The 26194-nt window shown below is 42.6% G+C and carries 21 protein-coding genes and 1 tRNA gene; 17 read left to right on the forward strand and 5 right to left on the reverse strand.

Translation table 11 applies throughout. The annotated features are described in order from the left end of the window. The first annotated feature begins 269 nt into the window (after positions 1-269). The 3 genes from ACNORC_RS06870 to ACNORC_RS06880 all read left to right on the forward strand — a co-directional run bounded on the left by ACNORC_RS06870 (position 270) and on the right by ACNORC_RS06880 (position 2302). Positions 270-1220, forward strand: coding sequence for a leucine-rich repeat domain-containing protein (locus tag ACNORC_RS06870; RefSeq protein WP_418334883.1), 951 nt, complete (start codon positions 270-272; stop codon positions 1218-1220). A gap of 247 nt (positions 1221-1467) precedes the next feature. Beyond that, a complete protein-coding gene (locus ACNORC_RS06875) occupies positions 1468-1905 on the forward strand; it encodes a hypothetical protein (RefSeq protein ID WP_418334884.1) in 438 nt (145 codons plus the stop codon). A 97-nt stretch (positions 1906-2002) separates the two neighbouring features. Further along, positions 2003-2302 carry a DUF1905 domain-containing protein gene (locus ACNORC_RS06880; RefSeq protein ID WP_418334885.1) on the forward strand — a complete coding sequence of 100 codons (300 nt, stop codon included), beginning with the start codon at positions 2003-2005 and terminating at the stop codon, positions 2300-2302. Positions 2303-2869: 567 nt separating this feature from the next. Here ACNORC_RS06880 and ACNORC_RS06885 read toward each other — a convergent pair. Further along, positions 2870-4141 carry a cytochrome-c peroxidase gene (locus tag ACNORC_RS06885; protein ID WP_418334886.1) on the reverse strand — a complete coding sequence of 424 codons (1272 nt, stop codon included), beginning with the start codon at positions 4139-4141 and terminating at the stop codon, positions 2870-2872. A 230-nt stretch (positions 4142-4371) separates the two neighbouring features. Between ACNORC_RS06885 and ACNORC_RS06890 the strand changes: the two genes are divergently transcribed. The 7 genes from ACNORC_RS06890 to ACNORC_RS06920 all read left to right on the forward strand — a co-directional run bounded on the left by ACNORC_RS06890 (position 4372) and on the right by ACNORC_RS06920 (position 13205). Beyond that, on the forward strand, positions 4372-4890 hold the full coding sequence (locus ACNORC_RS06890) for an ester cyclase (protein ID WP_418334887.1): 519 nt from the start codon (positions 4372-4374) through the stop codon (positions 4888-4890). Between the two features lie 13 nt (positions 4891-4903). Beyond that, on the forward strand, positions 4904-5110 hold the full coding sequence (locus tag ACNORC_RS06895) for a GDCCVxC domain-containing (seleno)protein (protein WP_418334888.1): 207 nt from the start codon (positions 4904-4906) through the stop codon (positions 5108-5110). A gap of 443 nt (positions 5111-5553) precedes the next feature. Continuing rightward, on the forward strand, positions 5554-7398 hold the full coding sequence (locus tag ACNORC_RS06900) for a PLP-dependent aminotransferase family protein (RefSeq protein ID WP_418334889.1): 1845 nt from the start codon (positions 5554-5556) through the stop codon (positions 7396-7398). A 69-nt stretch (positions 7399-7467) separates the two neighbouring features. Then, on the forward strand, positions 7468-10713 hold the full coding sequence (locus ACNORC_RS06905; RefSeq protein ID WP_418334890.1) for a S41 family peptidase: 3246 nt from the start codon (positions 7468-7470) through the stop codon (positions 10711-10713). Positions 10714-10781: 68 nt separating this feature from the next. Beyond that, positions 10782-11639 (forward strand): aminotransferase class IV, encoded by an 858-nt coding sequence (locus tag ACNORC_RS06910; protein ID WP_418334891.1) that lies wholly within the window; start codon positions 10782-10784, stop codon positions 11637-11639. Positions 11640-11759: 120 nt separating this feature from the next. Then, positions 11760-13112 (forward strand): 30S ribosomal protein S12 methylthiotransferase RimO, encoded by a 1353-nt coding sequence (gene rimO / locus ACNORC_RS06915; protein WP_418334892.1) that lies wholly within the window; start codon positions 11760-11762, stop codon positions 13110-13112. A gap of 9 nt (positions 13113-13121) precedes the next feature. After that, a tRNA-Leu gene (locus ACNORC_RS06920) sits at positions 13122-13205 on the forward strand. 134 nt (positions 13206-13339) lie between these two features. Here the strand turns inward: ACNORC_RS06920 and ACNORC_RS06925 are convergent. The 4 genes from ACNORC_RS06925 to ACNORC_RS06940 all read right to left on the reverse strand — a co-directional run bounded on the left by ACNORC_RS06925 (position 13340) and on the right by ACNORC_RS06940 (position 17106). Then, positions 13340-14398, reverse strand: a complete 1059-nt coding sequence (locus ACNORC_RS06925) for a class I fructose-bisphosphate aldolase (RefSeq protein WP_418334893.1) — start codon at positions 14396-14398, stop codon at positions 13340-13342. A gap of 102 nt (positions 14399-14500) precedes the next feature. Then, on the reverse strand, positions 14501-15184 hold the full coding sequence (locus ACNORC_RS06930) for a TIGR02117 family protein (RefSeq protein WP_418334894.1): 684 nt from the start codon (positions 15182-15184) through the stop codon (positions 14501-14503). Positions 15185-15188: 4 nt separating this feature from the next. Further along, positions 15189-16430, reverse strand: coding sequence for a cysteine desulfurase-like protein (locus ACNORC_RS06935; RefSeq protein ID WP_418334895.1), 1242 nt, complete (start codon positions 16428-16430; stop codon positions 15189-15191). Beyond that, the gene (locus ACNORC_RS06940) at positions 16423-17106 is read right to left on the reverse strand and encodes a TVP38/TMEM64 family protein (RefSeq protein WP_418334896.1); all 684 of its coding nucleotides are present in this window, start codon (positions 17104-17106) and stop codon (positions 16423-16425) included. The genes ACNORC_RS06935 and ACNORC_RS06940 overlap by 8 nt, the downstream gene beginning before the upstream one ends. Before the next feature lie 264 nt (positions 17107-17370). On the opposite strand from ACNORC_RS06940, the gene ACNORC_RS06945 reads away from it, so the two are divergent. From ACNORC_RS06945 to ACNORC_RS06975, 7 genes are all read left to right on the forward strand, one after another. Then, the gene (locus ACNORC_RS06945; RefSeq protein ID WP_418334897.1) at positions 17371-18573 is read left to right on the forward strand and encodes a porin; all 1203 of its coding nucleotides are present in this window, start codon (positions 17371-17373) and stop codon (positions 18571-18573) included. A gap of 10 nt (positions 18574-18583) precedes the next feature. Then, positions 18584-19525, forward strand: a complete 942-nt coding sequence (locus ACNORC_RS06950; protein WP_418334898.1) for a PstS family phosphate ABC transporter substrate-binding protein — start codon at positions 18584-18586, stop codon at positions 19523-19525. Between the two features lie 72 nt (positions 19526-19597). Next, complete coding sequence (gene pstC, locus ACNORC_RS06955; RefSeq protein ID WP_418334899.1) at positions 19598-20479, forward strand: phosphate ABC transporter permease subunit PstC; 882 nt, start codon at positions 19598-19600, stop codon at positions 20477-20479. Beyond that, complete coding sequence (gene pstA, locus ACNORC_RS06960) at positions 20472-21326, forward strand: phosphate ABC transporter permease PstA (protein WP_418334900.1); 855 nt, start codon at positions 20472-20474, stop codon at positions 21324-21326. Before pstC ends, pstA begins: the two co-directional genes overlap by 8 nt. Positions 21327-21340: 14 nt before the next feature. Continuing rightward, on the forward strand, positions 21341-22141 hold the full coding sequence (gene pstB, locus ACNORC_RS06965) for a phosphate ABC transporter ATP-binding protein PstB (protein WP_418334901.1): 801 nt from the start codon (positions 21341-21343) through the stop codon (positions 22139-22141). A gap of 11 nt (positions 22142-22152) precedes the next feature. Further along, complete coding sequence (gene phoU, locus ACNORC_RS06970) at positions 22153-22836, forward strand: phosphate signaling complex protein PhoU (protein ID WP_418334902.1); 684 nt, start codon at positions 22153-22155, stop codon at positions 22834-22836. Positions 22837-22951: 115 nt separating this feature from the next. Further along, the gene (locus tag ACNORC_RS06975) at positions 22952-26170 is read left to right on the forward strand and encodes a VPS10 domain-containing protein (protein WP_418334903.1); all 3219 of its coding nucleotides are present in this window, start codon (positions 22952-22954) and stop codon (positions 26168-26170) included. Positions 26171-26194 lie beyond the last annotated feature (24 nt).

The raw sequence follows: 26194 nt of genomic DNA on the forward strand, positions 1-26194 counted from the left end.
TGTTAGAAAGAAAATAATTAATTTGACCAACAAACCGATACTAAACCGACTCCCGAAGTCTCGGGACCGCCTCCCTTACTCCGCCAACGGGTGATAAACTGGACAGGTGGCAGCAATCTTTTCAAAGTTATTTTTCTATCATTAGTAACTCTTACAGAGAAAAACAATTCTTTCATCTATTTTTTCAATCATTACCGGTATAATTCGATATTTAGTAATATTTTAATTTAAAATACTAACCATCAGCAATTTGCTACAATCATCCAATTATGAAAAATTCATTAAAATTTGTTTTTGTTTTTCTTGTATTAATTAATCAATCCTGCAGTAAAAATGAAGTAGAAAATAATGAAGTTCTAGATTTAAAAGGTAATTTACAAGGAAGTGAGATTTTGATACCTGATGAAAACTTCAGAAACACTTTAATTAATACAAATTGTGTAGACACTAATGATGATGGAATCTCAGATACCAATGTAGATCTTAATAATGATGGTAAGATCCAAAAGAAAGAAGCGAATTCCGTAGAAAAATTAATTCTCGATTTTGATTATGGAGTACCTGCTAAATTTGTTGATTTAAAAGGGATAGAAAATTTTGGAAATATAAAATCATTAAATATTTCAGGAAGAGGCGGTTCATTATACTACGATGAGGCGTTAAATGAGGAAAACCTTATTTATGATTTTACAGCGCTTAGAAAGCTAGAGTATTTAAAAATAATGTACTTAGCAACCGAATACTTTGATGAAATCAATTTATCAGGATTAACCAAATTAGTTGAAGTAGATTTATCACAAAATAGGCCTATGGACTATTATAGCGAAAGAAATATGTTTATAACAGTAAACTTAGATGGCTGCTCAAATCTCACGAATCTAAATATTGTAAATAGCTTTTTAAGGATAGATTTTTGCCAAATAACATCTCTGGAAAAACTTAATATGATGTATTTAGAAGGTGGGGAACCAGAGGTTTTTGATTTTCACTGTCTTTCGAATTTAAAATGGTTGAACATCTCAGAGAATATGATTGACACTCTTATTCTAAAAAATTCTTCTTTATTAGAAACTTTTATCTACGATGATCCTTACAGGGATTTAGAATGGATGTATCCATCTCCAAAAATAATTTGTATTGATGATATTCCAGAAGAACTTGAACAAATAACTCCATTAGTAGGAGAAAATACAATTGTCACTACAGATTGTTCATTCTAAGTTGGAAATAGATAAAATACAAGCTGCCAACATCTGATAACACAAAAAAGCAGCCCTTCCAAAAATGCCATTTTTGACTACCATTAAAAAACAATGTTTGACGGAAAAATTGAGTCTATAAACCGCAACTTGCTTTGATCTTGACGTTGCCAAAAATTTACCTTAACCCGGTAAGGAAGAAAATATTTTGTATTTCAAATTTCCGATTTAGATTTACATCTATAATTGATAATACCGGATATTTTGAATGATCACAAAGACTAAGGATTTAATCCATTATTTTAAGTTCCCCTCTGGAGCTACAGTAAACTTCACATTATTAAGTCTTCTAAACTTATTGGTTTATAATTATTTGATTGAGGCAGCTTCTTTTTACCAGAGATTTTTTCTGTCGATTTTATTGATATTTCTATATCTCGCGATTTTAATAACAATCAATAATTTTATTGAGAAAAAATGGCTGTCATTAAGCAGGGTTTTGGAGAAAAGGACCGGAATTGGGGATTATAAAGTTGCAATGCAGGATGAAATTGAGAAATATAAAAATACCTTGATTGGTAACTTCACTTTGTCATTTCTAATTCTTGATTTTATTGCAATAATCTCTTATAAAAATTCTTTAATCTTCGATTCCATTTTATTAGGGATCAATATTATTCTTAATCAAGCTGAAGCTGCGGGTTAGGTTTTAATTTCAAAAAAATATAACGATCATCAAATAAAATAAAAACAGATAAACCAGGCCGTTGACGGTCATTATCTTAACCGGATCCCATTGAAAATTGGAAGGAAAAATTAAATATGAATATTCAGCAAAACTGTGGAAACACAATTCCCCCGGAGGTTGGTATTTTATTTCCTTGCCCAAAAAAATATCAAAGGAAATCAGAGAAAACTTAAAATGGCAGGAAGAAGGTTGGGGAAGAATGAAAGCATTTGCTCAAGTTGGAGAATTGACATGGGAAACTGCCATTTGGTTTGACACAAAACTGGATACCTACATCTTACCTGTTAAGGCGGAAATTAGAAAAAAAAGAAAACTAATAGTGGATCAAAATATTGAAATGACTCTTTGGATTTAAAAAAAACCAACCGCCAACAATGTTACCACGCAAATTGCAAAAGACCTCTCAAAAATGCCCTTTTTGACTACCTTTAAGATCAATGATTAAACGTACAAATTCGGGTGCACAACCAGGTAATTTGCTTTAAGCAAGAGGTTATGCATCAGTTTAAAAAAACAATAACCGTGTTTAATTTTTAATAAATATGAAGCGATTACAACTTACAAGTATAATTACCTTAGTTATAGGTATAATCTTTATTTTATCGTGGCGATTTGTTTCACCCGAATCTTCAGACTGGTTTATACGTATTCCCGGGTTGTTAATTCTAATATCAATTTTCAGTTTGGTTTACAGTACGGTTCGACTCAATAAGAATGAAAAAAGTATGTGAGTTAAAACAGGGAAATGATTTCACTAATTCCTACATGACCTGCTAATAAAAGCTTGTACATGAAAAGAGGATCCAAAAATGGCATTTTTGGATCCTCTTTAAAATGGACTTTTAAATAAGGTATAGCAGCTTAAAAATATAAAGAGCCGGAATTCGTGTTCCGGCTCTTTATTTTATGATTCATGAATGATCTATTTCATTCTGTAACCATCTGAGAGGGTTTTCATAAAGGCAACTATAGCATCTTCTTCGGAATCTGTAAGTCCCAGGTTACCCAATTCATCACTATTCACATTTTCCGGGACCTCTGGAGGAGGCCAGGACTCAATGTCACGTGTATTGTAGAAATGCACCACGTCTTTCAATGAGGTGAAAAAACCATTGTGTCCGTAAGCTTTCACATTTCCCTTTCCGGGTTTTTTTGCCACATTCCTTAAAGTGGGCACTTTATGTTTGCCCATATTTTCAGAGGCCATAGAACTCCACATTGCATTATCGTGATTTTCTAAAAAGCCTCCTAAACCTTTATCGATCCAATTTGCTCCTTCAGGATTTATAGGACTGCCGTCATCCAAATAAACGTCAACCATGTCGTAGAACGGATTATCAGGATTTTTAGGAAGCCCCAGGTTGTCATAGGAAAAGTCAGTGAATAAAGGTGGTTCTCCATTTGGACCTTTATCACTCGGATGGCATAAGAAACACTGGCCTTTGCCATTGAACAAATCCATCCCCCGGGTTTCTTCTTCAGTTAACTCCACCTCGCCCGCCAGGTAATAATCATATTTAGAAGAAAACGAATTGACTTCTGCAGAGGCTTCAAAGGCTGCGATCGCTAAACCAACCCGGCCGTAATTTTCCATTATTTCAGAGTTTGAACCATATTCAACAGGTTCGCCCCAAACTTCTTCCCAGAGTTCGGCATATTTGGATTTTGCGATTGCCATAAGTACTTCTGCCATATCTGCATTGTTCTGTTCCACAGGATTCAGGAAGGGGCCCAGAGCCTGATCGGCTGCAGGGTTACCCAACATTTCACCGGTTGCTCTGCCATCCCAGAAATTGCCACCAATGAAAAGGCCTTCCTCTTCATCATAATGGAAGATTGGGCTAAAGGTTGCATAGGCGGCTGTAGGCGGTTTTCGATTACCAAAGCGATGCGGATCTGCTCCCCGGTAAACCCCTGCCATATGCATATTAATTCCGGCAATTGGACCGGAATACCCATAAGAGGGGCCGTGGCAGGTAGCGCAGGACACCCACTGCGGATTCGAGATCTTATCAAAAAACAGATTTTTTCCCAAAGTTTCTATTGGGTTCAGGTCAACGCCGGTATTATTGACTTGCATCTGCAAATTCGCCTCTTCAATTGGGATGTATTCGATCTCATCTGAACACGAATAAAACATTAATCCAATAGAGGCTACCAGCAGGAAATGTAATAGGCCGATTAACTTTTTCATACTTATTTCGATTAGATTATGAAGGAATTGCTATTAATTAAATAAGTATTATACTGATACACAATGACTTTTGTCATGAAAACTGTGTAGTAGAAAAAATCGATCCCCGGAAAAAAGAATGTATAGAGTTTATCATACCGGCGGGGTAGGATCAAAATTTAGTTATCTGTCTTAAAATGGCATTTTTGACTAACTTTAGGAAGCATTGTTGGTCATTTAAATATAAGATCATGAAAACGAAACTTCTTTATTTGTGTACTGTCCTTCTTATAGGAACTATAAGTTGTTCAGATTCAAAAGATGATCTGGAGCAAAAGAACAAAGAAATTGTAGTAAAGGCCTTTGAGGTTGTTGGGAATGGTAATTTTGAGGAAATGGGAAATTATATATCCCAGGATTATAAGCGTCATTGCCAGGCTACACCTGATCTAAAAATCGAATCCCTGGATGCTTTTAAAGAATTTATTAGAATGGATCGCCAGTCAATTCCAGATCAAAAGCTGGATGTGAAAATGCTTATAGCCGAAGACGATCTTGTGGCTTTTTGGGCCACCTATTCAGGAACTCAAACGGGGCAAATGGGACCATTTCCTCCCTCTGGTAAAACTGCTGAACTTGATTTTGCCGGCGTGCACAGAATAGAGGATGGTAAAATTGCTGAAACCTGGGTCACCTGGGATAACATGGCAATACTTACACAACTGGGACATTTTCCTCCTCCAATTCCGGAAAACACGAATAGTGAATAAACGATCTACAGTAATGGAAATTATATTAAAATCAGAGCTCACCTGTCCAAACTGTGGGCGTCAAAAAGTGGAAGCTATGCCTACTGAGGCCTGTCAATTCTTCTACGAATGCGAGAACTGTAAAACGGTGCTGCGACCAAAAGAGGGTGACTGTTGTGTCTATTGTTCCTATGGCTCAGTGCCCTGTCCTCCCATTCAGAAAAATTCCGGCTGCTGTTAAAAGATAGGAGTCAAAAATAACCTTTTTGACTACCTTTAAAAAACTATATTGACCAATGATATCCAGAGTCTCGATCTGTGTTACCGGAGGACATCAGCGATAATTACCAACTAATAAGAACTCTACCCATGGGACAAACCTGGCTACTTTTTACCGCAATATTACTTTTTATAATGATCACTTTTCTTTTTTGGAAGTTCACCAGCGGACCTTTTAAAAAAGAATATGGCCAAAAGAGGTGGGAAAATTGGGGAACTAGACTTTTTTACTGGCAGGGGGTAGTATTTGTCAGTACCGGAATAACCTTTCTGATTCTATTTCTTTTAAAATGGTCAAATGTTTTGACCTTGTAGAGTTTTCTAATAAGCTTTCACAAAACCCCTCAAAGATTTTTAAAAAAGTCCTGAGAAATCTATATTCACGCTCATTTTAAAAGAAGAGCCATGCAAGCAAATAACCTGCTGAAATATATAGAAGAAGTACTGAAGAACATGCCGGAAGACTGGTTGAAATTGACCACCCATCGGTTGGATATTTACAAGGAAGAACTAGCGAAAACAGAATTTCTGGAACAGTTCGAAGCGCTGTATCGGGAAAATAATTCCGATCCTGCGGCTTTGGCTGCCTTGCCTACTGCCTATGATTATATAAGGCTGGGCCATCCGTTATCTTCAGTCCTGGAATGGGCGCTTGCCCGGGTCAATGAGCTGGAACCGGAACAGGTGATCAGCTTTTCCTCAAAGACCATCCCGGTGATGGCGGTGCTGCGCGCGAACCTTTTTGAGGGTAAGAAGACACTTATAGCCTACAAAGGAGAGCTTCCGACTTCCTTTGATCCCGAAACCCTGAAAAGTGTTTACCAGTATGATTTTGAACTGAAACAGGTAGCCTCAGTTGAGGAGGTACCTCAATTCGACGGCAGCGTTGTATTTGTTTCAGAAGAAGAGGACTTCGGAAAGTTGCAGCTTCCTTCAAATATTGACTTCTTCGTCAGCCTTCATGGTAAGCTTGGAAGTATTCTTATGGTAAATGGGAATAAGAGTAAAGAATACATCAAAGAGATTCAGCATGTAAGAAGGAGAGAGACCATCTCCATGACCCCGGCAAATTGTTACACTGTCCTAAAAATAATGACCGGCCAACCTTCCGAAGTTGATACAAATAAAGATGTGGAGGCAAACAAGGCCAGTGTACTGAATTCCATTAAGAAGATCACCGACGCAGAAACAACCGCCCTGCTGGGCTCTTCGGGCCTCTCCATGCAATACGCTATTATGATGGGGCTTATTGATGATGCCCTGGAAAAACACCCCGGAAAGGACATTAAGATCATTGTGCCTCCCAACTGTTATGGGGGAACTAACGACCAGGCTAGAAGGGTAGCTGCCTGCATTGACAAGGTGGAGATCATGGACCTGTCGGTTGACAGAGATAATGATATGGTGCAGAGTATTGACACGGTACTTGAGCAGGTGGCCAAGGCAGATGCCGTTCCCTATATCATTGCCGAGATCCCTACCAATCCGCGGGTGGAAGTGCCCGATCTGGAGAAGTTGCGGGCGGTACTGAGCGCAAAACGGAAGACTTCAGACGGAAAAGAGGCAATTGATCCGGTCTTTATTTTAGACCAAACCTTTTGTCCCAATGTGCAGTTCCTGAGTGAGGACGGAATTTTTTCCACTGTGAGGACCATTTCATACGTAAGCGGATCGAAATTCCCGAGTGGCGGAAAATGTACCGCCGGCTATTGTGTGGCCAATAAAAAAGCTGCGGCCCTGATGGAGAAGATCGAAAAACATCTGAAGCTTTGTGACAACGAGGCTACAGATCTACAGGTAGAGATCCTGGCAGAGCAACTGCCCTCCATGAACCAAAGAATAAAGGATGCCTACCTTAATACACGGGAATTTGTCAACTTCATAAAGGAAACTCTCCCGGAGGCGAAGATCAACTTTGTTTCCGAAGAACTGGCGCATCAGGGTTTTACCCCATCAGTCTTTTCACTGGATCTCCCTACCAAAGGAAATACTCCTGAAGAACGGGAATTGTACAAAAGAGCCCTCAACCAAAAGCTGATCGATATGATGATCACCAGGATCCCTAATGAAAGTAAATATTGTGTGAGCTACGGGCAGCTAAAAGGCTGTTACTGGACGATCCCCGCTACCTCTACCCAAGGAACCACCAAAGAAAGTGATAAGGATTATATCGCCCGGGTATCTGTGTCGCCAGACCTGGACCTGGAGCTCCACAAAAAGGTGTTTTCAGAGTTCGTTGACGGAATTTGATCAGTTGGTAATACTTTTCTGAAAATTATTGGTGAATTATTATATTTAAGTGTTCAAAACCAATAATTCATGAAAAGATCTATCCTGGCAATCTTGATTGCCTTTTTTTCCGTTTCCATGGGAGCGCAGGAAACCGCACATTGGCTGCGTTATCCCAGCATTTCACCTGATGGGCAGACCATTATTTTTGGTTACATGGGAAACCTCTACCGGGTTTCCAGCACCGGGGGAGTAGCAGTTCCCATCACTACGGGGGATGCCTATGATATGCGCCCGGTTTGGAGCAGCGACGGGAAAACCCTGGCCTTTGCGAGTGACCGCTACGGAAATTTCGATGTGTTTACCATGCCTGCTACCGGCGGAACTCCGGTGCGGTTGACTTATAACAGCGCGAATGATTATCCGTATGATTTCACCCCCGATGATCAAAAAGTACTTTTTGGAAGCGGCAGGAATGCCCCGGCAGAAAGCGTACGCTTCCCTATGGCCGGCTTATTTCTCAACCTGTATACTGTTCCGGTAAAGGGTGGAAGGCCCATGTTGGTTACAGCGGCAGGAGCCCAGGAGGCGACTTACAGCAATGACGGCTCTAAGATCGTATTCGAAGACCGCAAAGGATATGAAGATGACCTGCGGAAACACCATACTTCCGCAGTGACCCGTGATATCTGGATCTATGATATTCCGAATAATACTTATAACCAGATCAGCACCTTCGATGGAGAGAACCGTGAACCGGTCTTCAGCGCAGATGCTTCTTCGGTTTATTTTCTGAACGAAAGGGATAAGACCCAGAACCTCTATAAGATCTCCGCAACAGGAGGAGAGGAAACTCAGCTTACCAGCTTTACAGATTTTCCGGTGAGGCACCTCAGTATTTCAGATGACAATCAACTTGCCTTTACCTGGAAAGGGGATATCTATACTCTGAAAGGAGAAGGACAGCCACAAAAACTGGAGGTCAAAGTTATGGATGATGCCGGGTATGAGCCGGTTCAGAATAAAGAGATCAATACGGTTACAGAGTTTGCGGTGAGTCCGAACAACAAAGAGATCGCTTTCGTCAACCGCGGAGAAGTTTTCGTAACGGGCGTGGATGATTCCCGCACCAAAAGAGTGACCGATACACCTGAGCAGGAAAGAATGATCAGCTGGAGCGAAGATGGAAAGACCCTGTTGTTCTCCGGGGAGCGCGATGGCAGTTGGAACGTGTACAAGGTAACTTTAGCACGGCCCGATGAGGAATACTTCTATGCTTCCACGATCTTAAAAACGGAGCCTATTGTGGCTACGGAAGCGGAAGAATTTCAGCCGAAATTCTCGCCTGACGGGAAGAAAATGGCCTTTATAGAAGAGCGGAACATCCTGATGGTAATGGATCTCGATTCTAAAAAGAAAACAACCGTTCTTCCAGAAGGTCGCAACTATTCCTACAGCGACGGCGACTGGAGTTATTCCTGGAGTCCGGACAGTAACTGGTTACTGGTAGATGACCAAAAAGGCTTCTTTTTCAGCAGCAATACGGCACTGGTAAAGGCCCACGGCAGTGGAGAGATCTTCCATCCCGTCAACAGTGGCTTTGGAGAAGCCAACGCCAAGTGGGCCATGGACGGCAAAATGATGACGTACGAAAGTACCAAAGAAGGAAGAAGACCTCTGGCGCTACAGGGTCGTTGGGAATCTGATATCTACGGAGTCTTTTTTGACCAGGAAGCTTATGATGAATATGTGCTGAGCAAGGAGGAATTCGAATTGTTGACCGAGAGGGAGAAAAAGGAGAAAGAGGAGCAGGAGAAAAAAGAAAAAGAGGAAGAGAAAAAGAAGAATAAAAAGAAAAAGGAAGATGAGGCCAAAAAACCTCTCAAACTGGATCTTGAGAATCTCGAAAACCGCAAGATCAAGCTTACCATCAACAGTTCCAGCATTAGTGATTATGTGTTGAACGAGGATGCGAGCAAGGTATTCTACCTGTCTTCCTTTGAAAAAGGATTTGACCTTTGGGTGACCGAGCCCCGTACCCGTGATACCAAGATCCTCACCAAACTCGGCGGTTCCCCAAGCGGACTTGAGATCAGTAAAGACGGAAAAACTCTCTTCCTGAGCAACAATGGCCGACTTGTAAAAGTTGATGCTGAAAGCGGGGACATGAGCAATGTTGAAATTGCCGGTGACATGATGGTAAACGCAGAAGGTGAAAGACAATACATTTTTAATCATATCTATCGCCAGGTGCAGAAGAAATTCTACGATCCTGAATTACATGGAGTAGATTGGGATATGTACAAGGAGGAATATGAAAAATTCCTTCCGCATATCAACAACAACTATGACTTCCAGCAGTTGTTGAGTGAATTCCTGGGTGAACTGAATGCTTCGCACACAGGTGGCCGCTACCGACCTGATAACAATGGGCTCAGAACTGCTTCTTTAGGATTGTTGTTCGATGAGAACTACAAAGGGGAAGGAATAAAGGTTTCCGAAGTTATTGCAGGAGGTCCGCTGGACAAGGCTGGCAATAAGATCAAAGCCGGAGACATAATTACAGCGATCAACGGACATCAGATCGCGGCAGATGAGAACTGGAACAAATACCTGCTGAACCTGATCGATAAAAACATCTTGTTAAGCGTGAAAAGCGGGAACAAAACTTTTGAAGAAAAGCTCAAGCCGATCCCTACCGGGGAAGAAAATGAGCTGATGTATAAGAGATGGACCCGGATGATGGAGCACAAGGTGGATTCCCTGAGTAACGGTCAACTGGGCTATGTCCATGTTCGCGGAATGAACGACAGCAGCTTCCGGGATGTATTCGAGAACGCGATGGGCAGGAATGTTGGTAAAAAGGCCCTGGTAGTTGACACCCGGTTTAACGGCGGTGGCTGGCTGCACGATGACCTCAATACATTTTTGAGCGGTGAGGAATACCTGAAATTTGCACCGCAGGGCAAAGTGGTAAAAGGAGGAGAGCCGGTAATGCGCTGGACCAAACCAAGCATTGTGGTGATGAGCGAAAGCAACTATAGCGATGCGTTCATCTTTCCGTATATCTATAAGCAAAATGGCCTCGGAAAGCTGGTTGGTATGCCCGTAGCTGGAACCGGAACAGCTGTTTGGTGGGAACAACAGATAGATCCTACCATAGTTTTCGGAATTCCAATGATCGCCACTATTGGTGCCGAAGGCAGACCTACCGAAAACTTCGAGCTGCAGCCGGATATCCTGGTACCACTTCCATACAAGGATTTCCTTAACGGAAGAGATCCGCAGATACAAGCGGCGGTGAATGCCCTTGAAAAAGAAGTGAATCAGGAATAATTCTGAAGTAAATTGAATAATATGAGAAGCCTTCCGTAAATTATGGGAGGCTTTTTTATTTCTAACAGATGAAAAATTATCCTTCCGAAGTTTATTTAAACGACAGCTGGCACCCTGCTGGTGAGGCCATGGTCTCTGTTTTTGACCGCGGCTTTATGTTTGGGGATGGACTTTATGAAGTAACGCCTTTTTACGAGGGAAAGCCTTTCAAGTTGCAGGAGCACCTCGCCAGACTGAGGTATGGCTTAAGGGAAATCAAACTAAGTTTTGAGACAAATGATCTTGAAAACCTCATTTTTAAAGCTCTAGACCGGGCAGGATTGTCGAACATCGATTGTGCAGTTTACCTGCAGGTCACCCGCGGAAAAGCTCCGCGGACGCACCATTTTCCACAGCAAACAAGTCCTACTTTTTTAATGTATGCATTTCCGGTTCAACTTAAAGGTTTCCGGCAGATGGAGGCGAGCATCATGCTTGCGCCGGATTTCAGGTGGCAGCGCTGTGACATAAAATCCATTTCTTTAATGGCGAATACCATGCTCAATTCCGAAGCTATCGAAAAAGGGCATTTCGAGAATGTTTTATTCCGGGACGAAAAGATCACCGAAGGCTCCCACAGCAGTATCTTCTTTGTGAAAGATCAGAAAGCATATACCCATCCCGAAGGACCACATATTCTTTCAGGAATTACCCGGAAGGTGGTGATCGGGTTGTGCAAAGAACTCGGAATTCCGGTAGTAGGAGAAGCTGTAAGCCTTCAGGAGGTTCCGGAAGCAGATGAGATCTTCCTCACCGGAACCACCACTCAGATATTACCGGTCACTTCCGTTTTGCACGATGACGAGGAGATCTATAAAAGTTCCGAAGCAGGAAAGATCACCGTACGGTTGCAGGATGCCTTTCACCAGATGACACGCGGTCTCTAAAAGGCTATTTTTCAATCTCTTTTCCCAATTGTTTTATTGTGAAGATAAGATCGTATCTTTGCAGCCCTTTTTGAGGGAAAATTGATCCCGCTATTCAAAGGGACTGAAGATTTTAAGTGTATGAGGACGAAGTCGTTAAAAAAGAACCGTATCAATGTTGTAACCCTTGGCTGCAGCAAGAATGTGTATGATTCCGAAGTATTGATGGGCCAGTTGAAGGCCAACAACAAGGATGTGGTGCACGAGCAGGAGGGCAATATTGTGGTGATAAATACCTGTGGATTTATTGACAACGCCAAAGAGCAGTCGGTAAATACCATTTTGGAATATGTAGAGCTGAAGGAGCAGGGTGAGGTGGACAAGGTATTTGTGACCGGCTGTTTAAGCGAGCGTTACAAGCCCGATCTTCAAAAGGAGATCCCGAATGTGGATCAGTACTTCGGAACCACCGAACTTCCGGAATTGCTCGCGGCTCTTGAAGCTGATTACAAGCACGAACTGGTAGGGGAGCGCCTAACTACGACTCCGAAGAATTACGCATACCTGAAGATCGCCGAAGGTTGTGATCGTCCATGTTCTTTTTGTGCGATTCCGCTTATGCGCGGAAAGCACCGTTCCACTCCTATTGAAAACCTGGTGAAGGAAGCCAAGAACCTGGCCGCGCAGGGAGTGAAAGAGTTGATCCTTATCGCTCAGGACCTTACCTACTACGGACTCGATCTATATAAAAAACGAAACCTGGCTGAGTTGCTGGAGAACCTGGTGAAGGTCGACGGCATTGACTGGATACGCCTGCACTATGCATTCCCTACGGGATTCCCTATGGATGTGTTGGAGGTGATGAAACGGGAGCCGAAAGTTTGTAATTACCTGGATATTCCATTGCAGCATATTTCCGACGATCTTCTGAAATCTATGCGCCGCGGAACCACTCACGAAAAAACGACCAACCTGCTGAAGGAATTCAGAAGCAGGGTGCCAGAAATGGCTATTAGAACAACTCTTATTGTAGGTTATCCTGGAGAGACTGAAGCTCATTTTGAGGAGCTGAAGCAGTGGGTAAAGGAGATGAGGTTTGAGCGCCTTGGCTGTTTTACCTATTCTCATGAAGAGAACACGCATGCTTATAATCTTGAGGACGATGTTCCGGAAGAGGTGAAGCAGGAAAGAGCCAATGAGATCATGGAGATACAATCACAGATCTCATGGGAGCTGAACCAGCAAAAGATCGGAAAAATATTTAAAGTCGTTATTGACCGGAAAGAAGGAGAGTATTATATTGGTCGTACCGAATTTGACTCTCCAGATGTGGATAATGAAGTGTTGATAGACGCTACAAAGATCTACCTCAAAACGGGAGATTTCTATGAAGTAAAGATCACAGATGCAGCAGATTTTGACCTTTTTGGAGAGCCTGTAAATGCAAATGTGGAGAAACCTTCAAGAAAGGAACTGAAGATACGAACAGTTTAAGATTCTACTGCCTGGGTGCTGGAATTGGTAGACAGGCATGGCTCAGAACCATGTGTCCATTAGGGCGTGCGGGTTCGACTCCCGCCTCGGGCACTCTACTAAAATTAAACCTCACAGGTTTTTAAAACCTGTGAGGTTTAATTTTAGTAGGGGAGATGCAATTTTACTGTCTCCGTTAGTTTTTTAAGATACTTAAAACATCAAGGACCTGTGAGGTTTTTTGTTTTTTACGCCACTGTAATATTCTCATCCAGGTACACTTCCTGCACACTATTAATGATCTCCACCCCGTCTTTCATTGGTCGCTGAAAAGCCTTTCTTCCCATGATAAGTCCGCAGCCACCTGCGCGTTTGTTGATCACGGCGGTCTTCACTGCCGCTTCAAAGTCGGAATCTCCCTGGGAGCCTCCTCCGGAGTTGATCAGGCCTATTTTACCCATATAACAGTTTGCCACCTGGAACCGGCAAAGGTCAATAGGATGGTCTGTAGTGAGGCTGTTGTACATGTTTTCACTGGATTTTCCGAAACCAATATCCCTGAATCCGAAGTTGGTTTCCGGAAGTTTTTGTTTAATGATATCTGCCTTGATGGTCACTCCAATGTGGTTGGCCTGCCCGGTGAGGTCGGCTGCGGAATGATAATCTTTTCCATCTTTTTTGAAAGCTGAGTTACGGGTGTAACACCAAAGAATGGTTGCCATTCCCAGCTGATGAGCTTCCTCAAAGGCCGCTGCGATCTCCTGGATCTGCCGTGTACTCTCTTCGGAACCGAAATAAATGGTCGCCCCAATTGCAGTTGCGCCCATATCCCATGCTTCCCGAACGCTTCCGAAGGGGATCTGGTCATATTTGTTCGGATAGGTAAGCAGTTCATTATGATTGATCTTTACAATGAACGGGATCTTATGGGCATATTTTCGGGCATGCCTCGCAAGGACTCCAAAGGTGGAAGCCACCCCGTTGCAACCTGCTTCTATTGCCAGTTTTACAATGTTCTCCGGATCAAAATAATCAGGATTCTTGTAGAAAGAGATAGCCGCCGTGTGCTCAATTCCCTGGTCCACGGGTAAAATACTGAGGTATCCGGTGCCTCCCAGTGCTCCATGATTGTACAACTGGGCCAGGCTTTTCAAAACCTGCGGATTGCGGTCGCTGCTCTCAAAAGTCTCAACAGTATCTGGACCCGGAATGGTCAAACGGTCCTTGGGAATTTTTTTGCAGGTATGGTTGAGTAAGGAATCGGCGTCTTTTCCAAGCCTCTCGGTGATCTTATCGATGGTCTTCATAAAAACGGAATTTGGTTAGAAAAAATGGTTAGCATAGCTGTTATGCTACTGTCCTGAATATAAGGAAACTGCGGGCGCAGAATTCCTAAAAAAAGTATAAAATCAGTAATATTGATAAAAGATCCCGTCGTCGAAAGGAGTCCAGAGACAGGCACGTAATCCGGCTTTTTTGAGACCGGAATTGACCCAGGTATTGCAGGTATAGAAGAAGTTGAGAGAACCCTCCGCAAGGTAGAAGATATCATTACGGTTATAGTGCAGGTTGGGAACCGGCTGAAGCTTTCCCGAAGCATTTCTTTTAAAGCTGTCGAGCACATATTGACTGAGCTCGTTGTATTGCTCTATTGTGATCTGGATAGGTAGATAAGGCTGTTCCACCTGCAACGGTCCCAAATACTCTACATGCAGGGCGGAAGGATGACGCAGGAACACCGCCTGAAAGGCCACAGGGAATCGCAGATCATTCCATTCCGGTGTTTTTCTATAGAATTCCAGGTCTCCCCAACCAAAAGAAATATAGCGGAAATCTGTCCTTTTTGAGAGGCTAAGTTCAGGATCGATGATCCTGCTCCAATCCCGCTGCGCATTCCTCACCGGAAAAACCAGGTCTGTGTGAGTCCCATTGGTTCGCAGGTAAATGGTGATCTCGCCCCCTTCAGGCTGCGAAGTGTTGACCGGAATAATTGAGCCAAAAAGGGCAGCTACAAAATACAGTAACATCACAAGGAGCAGGGAAAGTATTCCCTTCAGAATAAACCGCACCACACGGATCATGGTATCGACCATAAGCTTATAATTTCATGGCAATAAGATCTTTTAGAGCTTTTTTGAACACCTCTATTTCCTCCAGGGTATTGTAGGGAGCAAAACCTATTCTTATCCAGCCGCCACTTTCCATGACCGGAAAAACTTCGGCCATTGTAGAGGCATAAAAATGCCCGTCAGCTATACATAGATTGTACTTTTTAGCGAAGAATTCAGTCGCCTCTCTGGAATGGATGCCTTTTATACGGAAGGAAAAAGTAGGGGTCTTCTTTACATTTTCTGAAGCCCGGTAAAGAGTTACTTCGGGGATCTCCTTCAGAAAGTTTTCCAGTTTTGAAACCAGCACCTGTTCGTGAGCTTCAATGGCTTCCATTCCGGAGATTAGGCGGTGCCGGCGTCTCTCACCCGTTCCCAGGCTTTCAATGAAATGGATCGCCCCGCACAATCCGGCAATTGCTTCGTGATTTTGGGTGCCGGTCTCCAGTTTATAAGGAATTTCATTGGGTGCAGGTTGTAGCTTTGCAACCGGTAGCTCCTCAAAAAGCTCTTTTTTGATGACTGCTATTCCTAAATGCGGCCCGAAAAATTTGTAGGCAGAGCAGAAGAGAATATCGCAGTCGAGCTCCTGAAAATCTACTGAGAAGTGAGGAACGGCATGTACGGCATCCACAATGGTCAACGCCCCTACTTTTTTAGCAAGATCAAAAATGGGTTTTACATTGGTGACTGTGCCCGTAAGGTTTGAAGAAATACCTATTGCCACCAGCTTGGTCTTTTCGGTGATAAGTTTATCCAATTTTTCGGTGTTCAGAACCAGCTTTTCCTTGTCAACCGGAATAAATTTCACGGTAGCACCTGTCTCTTTTGCCAAATGTATCCAGGGATCCACGTTCGCGCGGTGATCTAATTGAGTAACAATGATCTCATCTCCTTGCTCTAAATATTTCCGCAGGCTTTGGGATACCTGGAAAGCCAGACTGGTCATGTTCTGCCCGCAGGCTACTTCTTCCGCCGAACAGTTGAGAAGATCGGCTACGGCCCATTTTGCTTCTTCCAAAAGCCGGTCTGTTTTCTCACTGGTAGAGAAAGTGCCGTGTAGGTTAGCCATTCCGGTGGTGATGTATTCCAGCATCCTGTCAATGCAGGGCTGAGTCATTTGGGTGCCACCGGGACCATCAAAATAGATAGGAAAGACCTGGTCTTTATCACTTATTTGCAAGGCGGGAAAATGAGCCCGTACTTCTTCAATTGGAAATTTTTCAGTCATTTTTCTTTCGTTTTTTATAATCAAAATAGATATAGACCAGATACAGGAGAGTACCTACGCCACCAATCCAATATAAACCATTTTCAAGACGGTCCACATCCTTAGAGAAATAGGCAACGGCAATAGACAACGGCACCATTCCGCAGTAGGTGGCAAACATGAATTTTTTAAAGTTCATATTAAGGATCCCGGCTATAAAACTAATTGCGTCATTGGAAAATAAAGGCGAAACGCGGAAAAGGATCACTGTTCCAAAGCCGTAGTTGGTGATCCAGAAATCCATTTTATCGAATTTCTTTTTACTCAAAAAGACTCCTTTTAGATGTTTTCCGATTCGATAACCTATCGTGGAAGCAATTCCGGCTCCTAGGAGATTAATTAAAATGCCCCACCAAAATCCGTAAGCAAGCACCGCCACTATTATGGGAAGCCACGACGGGAATACAATAAGGAACATTTGAAGCACAATAAAGGTGATGATGGCCAGCGGACCCCATATTCCGAATTGTTCCACATAATCCTGGATTCGCTGCTCATCTTCGCTTAACAGTACGTTCCATGTTTCTTTTACACCGCTCTCAAAAGGAAGGTAGGTAAAATAAAGGATCACTAAAGCTGCAATAATGATCCCGCTGATAAGGAAGGAGAAATATTTTTTAAAAAATGTTTTACTCAAAGTCCCTTTTTTGATCCTAACAAATTAGCGAAAAATTTAAGTGCAGCATATTCAGTTTTCCTTAAAATCTGTGAGTTTCCCGAATAAATTAATCATTTGGTAATTTTTTCTTTACAGCAAAGAGATCGAAAAATGTCATTTTTGACACACTTAACGTTCATTGAGGAGAGTGCAGCCTTTTTTCTTTTACCCAATTTTAATTTGCAGGTAACATTAACTTAACATAGAGGGCATTAATTTGCAGCGACAAAAACAAAGAACACTATGAAAATTAAAAACAACTTAATTATTGCTTTTGTTTTGCTGGTATCTTTTACTTCTGTAAAAGCCCAGGACATTTCAGAAAGCAAATTTGGTAAGGGCATCGTGAATGTTGTTGCCAAAGATAGTTCCTACAGTGCTAATTTTAACATTCGCATGCAATCTCTTTTCACTGCTGACTGGGATATTCCTGAGGTGGGTAACTGGAGTGATGCCCAGACCAATATGTTAGTGAGAAGAGCCCGGCTTAAATTTCAAGGCTTTGCCTATTCACCAAAATTGAGATATAAAATGGAACTGGGTCTGTCCAACCGTGATATTTCCGGTGCTTCTGATTTTACCAGTGACGCACCGCGTTACATTCTGGATGCAGTAGTAATGTGGAATTTCTATGAGAATTTCGAGCTTTGGGTAGGTCAGACGAAATTACCTGGAAACAGGGAAAGGGTAATCTCCTCCGGAAGCCTTGAAACAGTTGACCGATCCTTATTGAACAGCAGGTTTAACATTGACCGTGAAACCGGAGTACAATTGCGTCATTCCTTTGATCTTGGAGGGGATTTCCTGGTAAAAGAAGCTGTTTCTTTGACCGAGGGAGAAGGAAGAAATATTACTTCCGGAAATATTGGAGGCCTTCACTATGTGGGACGCGTAGAAGTGTTGCCATTTGGAGATTTTGATGACTATTCAGGGGCAGATTTTGCTCGTGAAGAAACTCCGAAGCTTGCAGTAGGTGCCAGTTATTCATTCAATAATGATGCTGTAAAGACACGCTCATCCCAGGGTTCTTATATGGTTAATGATCTTGGATTCTATGAGACCGATATTTCGACCTTCTTTTTAGATGCTATGTTCAAATACCAGGGGTGGTCTGTGATGGGTGAGTATGCAAACCGAACAGCAGGTGATGCCTTTGCAAAAAATTCAAACGGAACCCTTACAGGAGCTGAAGTGAATGTGGGTACAGGGCTTAACCTACAGGCTGGATATTTGTTCAAAAATAATTTTCAGGTCGTGGGGCGCTACACCAGTATAGATCTTGATGATGAAATTACTCAGGTTGTTGAGAACCAATACACGCTTGCGCTTTCCAAATATATTGTTAAGCATAAGCTAAAAATCCAAACAGATTTAAGTTATACAGATATGAACCTTAATTTAGATGATGGTTTGATGTATAGATTGCAATTTGAAATCCAACTATAATAGATAAATTATGAAAAAACTAATTCTAGTAACTGCAGTGGCATTATCTGTAATGTCTTGCGGAAACAATAAAAAAGAAAATACTAAAGAGAATTCATCTATTTCTATAGATGGTTCCAGTACAGTTTATCCTGTAACCGAAGCTATTGCCGAAGAGTTTCGTGCCGAAGATCCGGATGTGAATGTAACTATAGGGGTTTCAGGAACAGGTGGCGGATTTAAAAAATTCGGAAGGGGAGAAACTGACATTTCAAATGCTTCCAGACCAATAAAAGAGGACGAAATGAATGATGCTCGCCAGAACAACATTGATTTTGTTGAACTGGAGGTAGCTTACGACGGGCTTGCAGTTGTTATCAATCCTGAAAATGACTGGGTAGACTGTATGACAGTTGAGGAGCTTAAAATGTTGTGGTCTCCTGAAGCTCAGGGTAAGGTCACCCGTTGGAACCAGATCAGACCTGAATGGCCTAATGAAGAAATTCACCTTTTTGGACCTGGAGTTGCCTCAGGAACATTCGATTACTTTACTGAAGCAATCGTAGGAGAAAGCGGAAGCAGCCGTGGAGACTATACTGCCAGTGAAGATGATAACGTATTGGTACAGGGAGTAGCCGGTGATAAATATGGTCTTGGCTTCTTTGGACTTGCTTACTTTGAAGAAAATCAGGACAAACTTGATATAGTTGCAGTAGATGGTGGTGAAGGTTGTGTAGAACCAACTATGGAGACAGTGAGCAGCGGAACTTACGCGCCTCTTTCCCGTCCCTTGTATGTCTACGTGAACAGTTCTTCTGTTCAGAATAATCCAAAAGTGATAGATTTTATTAACTTTTATCTGAACGAAGCACCAACTTTATTAAAAGATGTGGGTTATGTGCCATTGACCTCTGAAGAATATAAGGAGCAAAAGGAAAAATTCCAGGCTTTTGTTGAAAAGCACCAGAAATAATTAAATTTTATCCCAGCGGATATTACCAGGATCCCGAAGGGTCCTGGTTTTTCCGTCTAATGCATTAGGTATATGCAGAAAAAAATTAAAGAGCTTGTAATCGAGAAAACCCTGCTCACCAGCGCACTCATCACGATCGCTGTTACCGCAGGAATTATTCTTGTTCTTTCGATTGAAGCAGTCAACTTCTTTAGTGAAGTTTCCATTATTGATTTCCTGACAGATGATGAATGGACTCCGCTGTTTACCGATAAACATTTCGGAATCCTTCCACTACTTTCAGGTACTCTTTTGACCTCCCTGATCGCTATCTTGTTTGCGGTGCCAATTGGTCTTTCAATTAGTATCTATATAAGCGAGTATGCACCCAAGAGTTTCAGAAGGACAATTAAACCGGCGCTGGAGTTATTGGCCGCGGTACCAACTGTGGTTTACGGTTTCTTTGCCTTAACAGTTGTAACCCCGTTCCTGCAATCTTTTATTCCCGGCCTGTCTGGTTTCAACTCTCTTTCTGCAGGACTTGTTATGGGTATCATGATCATTCCTTTTATTTCTTCGCTTAGTGAAGATGCTTTGCATGCTGTACCTAATTCTCTTCGGGAAGCGGCATACGGAATGGGATCCACAAAACTTCAGAATTCGTTCAGGGTGCTCGTGCCGGCAGCTTCTTCGGGTATCATTGTTTCGATAATCCTGGCTATTTCCAGGGCTATTGGTGAGACTATGATCGTGGCGATCGCAGCAGGGCAGCAGCCAAGATTGACCTTTGACCCTACCGTACCGGTAGAGACCATTACAGCATATATCGTGCAGGTGAGCCTTGGAGATGTGCAGCATGGTTCATTGGAATACCGAACTATTTTCGCTGCGGGGATCACACTTTTCATTTTTACCTTCCTGTTGAATACCATCAGTTATCAGATCAGGAAAAAATTCAGAGAGAAGTATGAATAATATTAAGAAGAATAGAATACTGGATAAGGTCTTTAAGGTTTGGGGGATCGCGTGCACCTTACTTGGCCTAGTGCTGTTGACAATCTTCATAGGTTCGATCTTTATTGATGGGGTTCAGCGTATAGATTGGGAATTTATAACCAACCTCCCATCGCGAAAAGCTGATAGAGCAGGTATTTGGACCGCCCTGTTAGGAAGTGTCTGGATCCTGGTGTTAACTACTATAATAGCATTGCCAGTGGGAATAGCGGCTGCTATTTACCTGGAAGAATATGCCAAGCAGAGTAAACTTTCCTCACTTTTGGAGATCAATATTTCGAACCTTGCAGGGGTTCCTTCCATTATTTACGGACTTTTAGGACTGGAGGTATTTGTAAGGATCCTGCAAATGGGGGCGAGTGTGCTTGCCGGAAGTTTTACCCTGGCGCTGCTTATCCTCCCAATCGTTATCGTTTCTACCCGGGAAGCTTTGAAGGCTGTGCCAAAATCAGTACGCGATGCGTCCTTTGCCCTTGGGGCTTCAAAGTGGCAAACTGTGTCCAGACAATTATTACCGGCATCTTTCGGTGGAATATTGACAGGAGTGATCCTAGCACTTTCCAGAGCTGTGGGAGAGACCGCTCCTCTTATTGTGATTGGAGCACTGGCCTATGTGCCATTCGCACCTTCCAGTCCTATGGATGAGTTCTCGGTACTGCCAATTCAGATCTTTAACTGGATATCGAGACCGCAAGCCGGATTTGAGGTAAATGCGGCAGCGGCAATTATCATATTATTGTTCATTACCTTTGTGATGAATGGAATAGCTGTTTACTTCAGAAATAAATGGCAGAAAAAATTCAAATAAATAAACCTACTTTAATGGGTAAAAAAGATAAAGAAAGCGTAATAGATAAGTCTATTAAAAGAAAACATAAGCTGCAGGCCAAAAACGTAAAAGTGTTTTACGATGATTTTATGGCGATCAAAGGGATCGACATGAACATAAAGGCCAATAAAGTAACTGCCTTCATTGGGCCTTCGGGGTGTGGGAAGTCTACTTTTCTTCGCCTGTTCAACCGGATGAATGATTATGTTGACGGCTTTAGAATGGAAGGTGAGATCAATATCGATGGAGAAAATATCTATAAGAAAAAGGTCAATGTAGAGGAACTGCGTAAGCGGGTAGGAATGGTCTTTCAGAAGCCGAACCCTTTTCCAAAATCCATCTATGAAAATGTTGCCTATGGTTTAAAGATCCAGGGTATTAAAGACAAGACCTACTTAAAAGAAAAAGTAGAGAGATCCTTGAAACAGGTAGCATTATGGGATGAGGTAAAAGACGATCTGAACAAATCAGCTTTGGCTCTTTCTGGGGGGCAGCAGCAGCGTTTGTGTATTGCACGTACTTTGGCGGTAGAGCCTTCTATACTTCTTATGGATGAGCCTACTTCAGCACTTGATCCGCTGTCTACAGCCAAGATCGAAGAGTTGATATATGAGTTGAAGAATGAATATACTATTGTCATAGTAACGCACAACATGCAGCAGGCCGGGAGGGTAAGTGATTATACTGCTTTCTTCTACCTTGGTGAGTTGATCGAATACGACAAGTCGAAAAAACTGTTTACCAATCCTGAGAAACAACAAACTGAAAACTATATAACCGGTAGATTCGGATAAAACCATACACCATGATAAGTCTTGACCAACATAGAGAAGCATTAAATCAATCTGGCCTTGAAATGCTTAATCTTTGCATTAAGCAACTCGAGAATGCCCGTGAGGCGTTCTTTAACCATGACAACGAACTTGCTGAAGAGGTGCTGCACACCGAAAATAGGGTGAATGCCATGGACCTTAAGATAGACAGGGACTGTGAACGCTTTATAGCTCTTCACAATCCTGTAGCAGGAGACCTGCGATTTGTGCTTGCCCTCCGAAAGATCAATTTTGACCTTGAAAGGGTGGGGGACCATGCATACGGGATCTCTAAATACATTATTACCGTTGATACGCCTATAGAGGAGCGGTTAATGAAAAAGATGAGGGTGGAAGAGATGTTTGAAACTACTCTTTCCATGCTCGAAGATATTACTGAGGCTTATGTAGAAGCAGATACCAAAATCGCCCGAAAAGTGTTCAAAAAAGACAAGATCCTTAACCAGATCAATATGGATTCTTTTGCGATCATTTCGGAAGAGGTAAAAGCAGATGCCATGCTTATTGACCAGGTAATGTTGCTTTTTTCAGTGATCAAAAAGCTGGAAAGAATTGGTGATCTGGTAACAAATATTGCTGAAGAGATCATCTTCTTCAGGGAAGCGGAAGTTCTTAAGCACCGCAAAAAGAAAGGCCTGGGAAGAGATAAGAAATAGAAGTTCTTTAAACTATTTTCTAAAAACCCTGTGAGAGATCACAGGGTTTTATTTTTTGGATAAGAATTTCGTAGTCGTTTTATTAACTTACGGCTTCTAACCGAAATATCTTCATATGAAAAAATTACTTTTTCTGGCACTTTTCGTATTTCCCCTATTCATGACGGCTCAAAAGCTGGATATGTCTTTGGTGAAAAACATGGAACCCCGCAATATTGGTCCGGCGGGAATGAGTGGTAGAATAACAGCCATTGATGCTGTTACTTCCAATCCTTATATTATTTATGCGGGTTCTGCTTCGGGAGGACTGTGGAAATCAACTTCGGGAGGAGTCGATTGGAAACCTGTTTTTGAGGATCAGCCAACCGCTTCTATTGGAGCTGTCGCTATTCAGCAATCAAATCCTTCAGTAGTGTGGGTTGGTACCGGGGAAGGGAATCCGCGAAACAGTCTAAATGGTGGCTTCGGAATTTACAAATCTCTTGACGGCGGTAAGACCTGGAAGAATATGGGGCTGGAAAAGACCCGTCACATTTACAGAGTGATCATAGACCCAACAGATCCCAATACCGTCTATGCAGCAGCTATAGGTTCTCCCTGGGGAGAGCATCCCGAGAGAGGGGTTTATAGAACTCAGGATGGAGGAAAGACATGGGAAAAAGTACTTTTTGTAAATAACCGCACCGGGGCAGCCGACCTCGTGATGGATCCTAAAAATCCGAATAAACTTTTTGCTTCCATGTGGGAACATAAGAGGGATCCCTGGTTCTTTAAATCTGGTGGCCCGGGTTCAGGTCTTTACGTGACCTATGATGGAGGAGACACGTGGAAGGAACTGACTTCCAAAGATGGTTTGCCTGAAGGGGAGTTAGGACGAATTGGTCTTGCCATTGCACCAAGTGATCCTTCAAGAGTCTATGCTCATGTGGAATCAAAAAAGAATGCCCTTTACCGGTCAGATGATGGAGGGGATTCCTGGAAAATGGTCAATGATGATGCTGGCCAAATTGGGAACCGCCCGTTCTACTATTCTGATATTTATGTAGCTCCCGATAATAAAAATCGGGTCTATACAATTTTCACCTATGTCAATGTTTCAGAAGACGGCGGAAAGAGCTTTGAGGAGTTAATGCCTGCTTACGGAGTAGATAATGGGGTACATCCAGATCACCATGCCTGGTACATACATCCTGAAAATGGAGATTTCATGATGGATGGAAATGACGGCGGACTTAATATTACCCGTGATGGCGGAAAGACCTGGCGTTTCGTAGAAAATCTGCCGGTAGGACAATTCTATCACGTGGCGGTAGATAATGAGTTCCCATATAATGTCTACGGCGGAATGCAGGACAATGGTAGCTGGCGCGGTCCTGCTTATGTGTTAAGAGCTCAGGGAATCCGAAATTCCTATTGGCAGGAGATCTCTTTTGGGGATGGTTTTGACGTGGTGCCAGATCCCGACAACAGCCACAAAGGCTGGAGTATGAGCCAGGAAGGCTTTGTGAGTCGCTATGACTGGGTAACGGGAGACAATTTTATTGTGAGACCAACTCATCCCGATCCTGACGTGAAGCTGCGATTTAACTGGAATGCAGCTATTCATATCGATCCTTTTGACAATAATACCCTTTACTTCGGAAGTCAGTTTGTTCATAAGTCCACAGATGAAGGTCTTAGCTGGGAAGTAATTTCTCCGGATCTCACAACCAATGATCCCGAAAAGCAAAAACAGGATGAGAGTGGTGGTTTGACCATTGATGCCACGGGAGCTGAAAACCATACGACCCTCCTGGTAATTGAACCCAGCCCTGTAGAGCAGGGAATGATCTGGACCGGATCTGATGACGGGAAAGTATTCTATACCCGAAATGGAGGAGAAGACTGGACCGATGTCTCCCGAAACCTGAAAGGTCTCCCTGAAGGTAGCTGGATCGCACAGATAAAGGCATCTGCCCGTAATAAAGGAGAAGCTCTTTTAGTGGCAAACAACTACCGAAGGTTTGATTACAAGCCTTATGTTTTCCGTACTACCAACTATGGGAAATCCTGGGAGCGAATTGTAGACACTGAGGATACCCAGAGTTATGCGCTTTCGGTTATTGAAGATCCGGAAGAGCCGAATCTAATGTTCCTTGGAACTGATGATGGTTTGTATGTATCTATCGATGCGGGTAAGAACTGGAATAAATGGACCAATGGATTTCCAACAGTTCCGGTAAAGGATCTGGTTATTCATCCAAGGGAAAAAGATCTTGTGATTGGTACTTTTGGCCGCTCATTCTGGATATTAGATGACATTAGGCCTCTGCGTACCATTGCTGCAAATAAAGATCTTCAGAAAAAACTGCAACAGGAAGGCAGTCCAGTAATACAGGTGACTACCCCATCCACTGCATACCTTGCGGCCTATCAGCAACCTACAGGTTCGCGCTTTGGAGCCGATGCTATGTATAGTGGTGAGAACCGGGACAGAGGAGCAAAGGTCCGATATTTCCTTAGGCCTGCTCCAAAACCTGCAGCTGAAAAAGAAAAAGATTCGGTGGCAGCTTCCGAAGAGATGGAAAAGGAAAAATCTTCAGATTCCATCAGCCTGAAGATCTATGATGGTGACAGGTTGATAAGAACTCTAAAGGAAAAAGCACCTGACTCCACCGGGATCTATACGTTCACCTGGTACCTGAACGAAAAAGGAGTAGGCAGATTGTCTCGTGAAATACGCGAAGAAAAGTCAGAACCGGGCGGGGTAAACGTTAAGCCGGGAACTTATAAAGTGGTTCTGGAGTATAAAGATCTTACTTCAGAAGATAAAATTAAAGTAGAGAGTGATCCACGGCTTGATGTTTCGAAAGAAGCGATCAATGAGATCTACGCCGCTCAAAAAGAGCTGGAAGAGAAGAGAGCAGTAGCTGTGAATGCGCTCGATCAACTCAAGCATAGCAAAAAAGCAGCTGAAGATTATCAAAGCCGTATGAAAGAGCAGGATGAGAAGAAATTCAAGGAAGAGCTCAAGACCACGAAGGAGATCATCCAAAAATTAGATGAGAAGATCGCTTTGTTCATCGGGAAAGAGGATAAAAGACAGGGGATTTTGGCTGATCCCGAGCCTAATGTGGAAACAAGACTTTCCATTGCCGGTTACTATATAGGTAGTCGCCAGACCGGTTTATCTCCTACAGAACGACAACTGTTAAAGCAGGCAGAAGATGAACTTCAGGAAGCCCTGAAGGAGGTGAATACTTTCTATAAAGAAGAATGGCCAGGGTACCGCCAGAAAATGGAACAACTCGACCTTTCTCCATTTAAGGAGATCAAGATCTTTACGATCGAATAAAACAGAAGACCTCTAAAATAAAAG

Origin of the sequence: Salinimicrobium soli, assembly GCF_048323655.1 — a bacterium.
GTDB classification, from domain to species: domain Bacteria; phylum Bacteroidota; class Bacteroidia; order Flavobacteriales; family Flavobacteriaceae; genus Salinimicrobium; species Salinimicrobium soli.

Excerpts from the sequence above, each read along its gene's own strand:
- ACNORC_RS06935 (WP_418334895.1), bottom strand. The coding sequence starts at position 16,430 with ATGACTGAAAAATTTCCAATTGAAGAAGTACGGGCTCATTTTCCCGCC.
- ACNORC_RS06885 (WP_418334886.1), bottom strand. The coding sequence starts at position 4,141 with ATGAAAAAGTTAATCGGCCTATTACATTTCCTGCTGGTAGCCTCTATT.
- ACNORC_RS06895 (WP_418334888.1), top strand. The coding sequence starts at position 4,904 with ATGGAAATTATATTAAAATCAGAGCTCACCTGTCCAAACTGTGGGCGT.
- ACNORC_RS06975 (WP_418334903.1), top strand. The coding sequence starts at position 22,952 with ATGAAAAAATTACTTTTTCTGGCACTTTTCGTATTTCCCCTATTCATG.
- ACNORC_RS06930 (WP_418334894.1), bottom strand. The coding sequence starts at position 15,184 with ATGGTCGATACCATGATCCGTGTGGTGCGGTTTATTCTGAAGGGAATA.
- phoU (WP_418334902.1), top strand. The coding sequence starts at position 22,153 with ATGATAAGTCTTGACCAACATAGAGAAGCATTAAATCAATCTGGCCTT.
- ACNORC_RS06875 (WP_418334884.1), top strand. The coding sequence starts at position 1,468 with ATGATCACAAAGACTAAGGATTTAATCCATTATTTTAAGTTCCCCTCT.
- ACNORC_RS06925 (WP_418334893.1), bottom strand. The coding sequence starts at position 14,398 with ATGAAGACCATCGATAAGATCACCGAGAGGCTTGGAAAAGACGCCGAT.
- ACNORC_RS06905 (WP_418334890.1), top strand. The coding sequence starts at position 7,468 with ATGAAAAGATCTATCCTGGCAATCTTGATTGCCTTTTTTTCCGTTTCC.
- pstC (WP_418334899.1), top strand. The coding sequence starts at position 19,598 with ATGCAGAAAAAAATTAAAGAGCTTGTAATCGAGAAAACCCTGCTCACC.
- pstA (WP_418334900.1), top strand. The coding sequence starts at position 20,472 with ATGAATAATATTAAGAAGAATAGAATACTGGATAAGGTCTTTAAGGTT.
- ACNORC_RS06950 (WP_418334898.1), top strand. The coding sequence starts at position 18,584 with ATGAAAAAACTAATTCTAGTAACTGCAGTGGCATTATCTGTAATGTCT.
- ACNORC_RS06910 (WP_418334891.1), top strand. The coding sequence starts at position 10,782 with ATGAAAAATTATCCTTCCGAAGTTTATTTAAACGACAGCTGGCACCCT.
- rimO (WP_418334892.1), top strand. The coding sequence starts at position 11,760 with ATGAGGACGAAGTCGTTAAAAAAGAACCGTATCAATGTTGTAACCCTT.
- ACNORC_RS06890 (WP_418334887.1), top strand. The coding sequence starts at position 4,372 with ATGAAAACGAAACTTCTTTATTTGTGTACTGTCCTTCTTATAGGAACT.
- pstB (WP_418334901.1), top strand. The coding sequence starts at position 21,341 with ATGGGTAAAAAAGATAAAGAAAGCGTAATAGATAAGTCTATTAAAAGA.
- ACNORC_RS06870 (WP_418334883.1), top strand. The coding sequence starts at position 270 with ATGAAAAATTCATTAAAATTTGTTTTTGTTTTTCTTGTATTAATTAAT.
- ACNORC_RS06945 (WP_418334897.1), top strand. The coding sequence starts at position 17,371 with ATGAAAATTAAAAACAACTTAATTATTGCTTTTGTTTTGCTGGTATCT.
- ACNORC_RS06900 (WP_418334889.1), top strand. The coding sequence starts at position 5,554 with ATGCAAGCAAATAACCTGCTGAAATATATAGAAGAAGTACTGAAGAAC.